At 63.3% G+C, this 2,849-nt stretch carries 1 protein-coding gene and 2 pseudogenes; all 3 read right to left on the reverse strand.

Annotated elements, in window-relative coordinates; genetic code table 11:
• Nucleotides 1-70: 70 nt before the first annotated feature.
• Complete coding sequence (locus tag HT737_RS28995; protein WP_182404543.1) at nucleotides 71-1,651, reverse strand: VWA domain-containing protein; 1,581 nt, start codon at nucleotides 1,649-1,651, stop codon at nucleotides 71-73.
• Nucleotides 1,652-2,645, reverse strand: a pseudogene (locus HT737_RS29000) (VWA domain-containing protein).
• Nucleotides 2,632-2,849 (reverse strand): annotated as a pseudogene (locus HT737_RS32140) (DUF4381 family protein); the annotation flags it as partial. The pseudogenes HT737_RS32140 and HT737_RS29000, both read right to left, overlap by 14 nt.

Genomic DNA, 2,849 nt, shown 5'->3' on the forward strand with positions numbered 1-2,849 from the left:
TTATCGCCAATCGAGTTAACAGCGCAAAACCTTGTGGGAGCTGGCTTGCCAGCGATGAAGCCAACCCGGTTCATGGTTTCGCCCCCGTTTGATCCTGCAAACTGAATTTCTGCTTGAGAAACTTCGCTGGCGAGGTGCTCAGGTTCTGCAGCCACAACGCGTCGGACGCTGCCTGCTCGGTCTCGACTTTTTTGCTCTGACCCTTGCCCGGCGCCTTGTCGAATTTCACTTCATCCGGTTTGGTTTCGGGGGCATTTTTTTCGGCGCTGTCGGTGTCCTTGAGCAACGCCTGCGCCAGCGCCAGATTGGCCGTGGCTTCGGGAAATTGCGGTTGTCTTTGCAGGGCCTGGGTGTAAGCGGCAATCGCCTGATCGAACTTGAAACGCCGCACGTAAATGTTGCCCAGATAAAACCATGCTTGCGCTGTGTCCAGGCGGGCAAAGGTGGCCAGCGCGAGGTCGTAGTCCGCCGCGTGATAGGCCGCCACGCCTTTCCAGTACGGATCGACAAACAGCGCCGCCGCTTGCGGCCAATGCTCATGCTCGGCGGCCCAGCGCCCTTGTTGATCGCGGGTGAAGAATGCATCGGTCAGTGCACTGGCCTGAGCGGGCGCGGCGGGCCAGCCAAGGCTTGTGGCCAACAGCAGCGCCGGTACCCAGTTGACGCTCCAGCCCTTGCGCACACCGAGCAGCGCCAACAAAAGAAGGGGCCAGCACAACCAGTAACCGGCGTCTTTCCAGTGCAATTGCTGTTGTTCGGCGCTGGCACTCTGGAAGTGTTGTTGCGCGTGCAACTCGATCCAGTCCAGATCATCGTCGTCGAGGGTGAGGCTGCCCAGCGGCGCGTCGGCAGCGGCGGCCAGTTGCTTGAGCGCCACCATATCGAAGCGGCCGACTACCGGGCGCCCGTTGCTGTCGACTTTCGGCTGTCCGCCGGCTCCCTGAATCATGCCGCCGTCCTCATTGCCGACCGCAAGTACCAGCACTTGCAACTGGCTGTCATCGAGTTGTTTGGCGAGGCCATCGAATTGCGCGGTGTCGGCACCGTCGGTGATCAGCAGCAGGCTGCCCGGGGTTTTCTCGGCACGGAGCAGGCGTTTGGCCTGCTCGATGACCGCGCTGACGTCCTTGCCGGGTTTGTCGATGAGGCCAGTGCCCAGCGCCTGAATGAAGGTGTCGAGCAACGCCGGATCGTCGGTCGGCGGCAACACCAGATGCGCGCTGCCGGCATAGGCGATCAAGGCGGTGCGGGCGCCGGCGCGACGCTGAATCAGGTCGTGCAGTTTGTGCTTGGCCGCTTCCAGCCGCGTCGGCTGAACGTCGTTGGCGTCCATCGACGGCGACAGGTCCATGGCGACGATCAGCGGCGCACGATTCTCCAGAAAGTCCGGGCGATCCTGCTCCCAGGTCGGCCCGGCGGCGGCAATGGCGCCGATGAGCAGCATCGCGCATACCCAGTGCACCGGGCGCAGGTGCTGCTGATCCTTTGGCGTGACCAGCAGGTGCGGCAGCAAATGTTCGGCGATGTTGTTGCGTTGCCGGCGCTGCAGGTCGCGGCTGCGGCGCCAGAGCAGCGGCAGCAGCGCGGCGAACAGCGCGAGCAGCAACCACAGCGGGCGCAGGAAGTGGAAGTCACCGAGATTGATCTCCATTCAGGCCTCCTGCCGCTGGCGGGCAAGCGCCAGGCGCGGGCGTAGCAGGGCACCGAGGTGATACAGCGCCAACAACCCCCAGTGCCGCGCCCAACGGCCAGTGGAACAGCTCGCGTTGCGGTTGATGACTGAGGGTTTTCACCTGATGTGGCGTGAGGCGGTCGAGGGTGGTGTAGACCTGATCCAGTTCTGCGCGGTCTTCGGCGCGGAAAAACTGTCCGCCTGTGGTCTGGGCGATCTGTTGCAGCCCGCGCAGATTGACCTGCGCCTCGCCGGAAGCCGTCGGGTCGCCGATGCCGATGGTATGAATGACCACTCCTTTGTTGGCGGCCATTTCGGCGGCGTGGTCAGGAGTGATCGCACTGCTGGTGTCGTTGCCGTCGGTGAGCAGGATCAGCACTTTCTGCTGCTCGTGGGCCTGGTCGAGCAGTTTCAGACTCAAGCCGATGGCGTCACCGATGGCAGTGTTCGGCCCGGCCATGCCGATGCCGGTATCGGCCAGCAACAGCGACAGGCTGGCGTGATCAAGGGTCAGCGGCGCCTGCGGATAGGCGCCGCTGCCGAACACGATCAGGCCGATGCGGTCGTCCTTGCGCTTGTCGATGAACCCTTGCACCACCTGTTTGACGGCGGCGAGGCGATTGATTTTCTGGCCGTCGGCATTGCTGAAATCTTCGGTTTCCATCGATTGCGAGATGTCGATGGCGAGCATCAGGTCGCGCACCGGTTGCTGGCGCTCGATGGGTTTTTCAACGAACACCGGGCGCGCAGCGGCGAGCAGGATCAACATCCACACCAACAGATTCAGCAACCGTTGCCAAGGGTTCTGACGATTGCCAACCCGGCTCGGCGCTTCCCCGACGGCACGGCTCATGGCGCCGAAAAACGGCACGCGCACGGCGCTGCGGGCTTCCTGATACGCCGGCAGATAACGCAAGGTCAGCCACGGCAGCGGCAACAGAAGCAACAACCACGGGTAATCAAGCTGCCACATGGTGCTGCTCCATCCAGTATTGACAGGTGTCAAACAGCGCCTGGCGCTGTTCGGCCGGGAGCGCGCGCAGGGTGGCGTCGGGGGGCGTAGGCGAGTTGGGCGAGCTGGGCGCTGAAGTCGTCGGGCAGCTTGTTTTTACTGTGCTGCTGCAGAAACGCCTGCCAATCCGATCCCCCCAACGCCGCCACCCCTGTAGGAGCTGCC

This window comes from Pseudomonas sp. MD195_PC81_125, from assembly GCF_014060985.1.
In the GTDB taxonomy this organism is placed as follows: Bacteria; Pseudomonadota; Gammaproteobacteria; order Pseudomonadales; family Pseudomonadaceae; genus Aquipseudomonas; species Aquipseudomonas parakoreensis.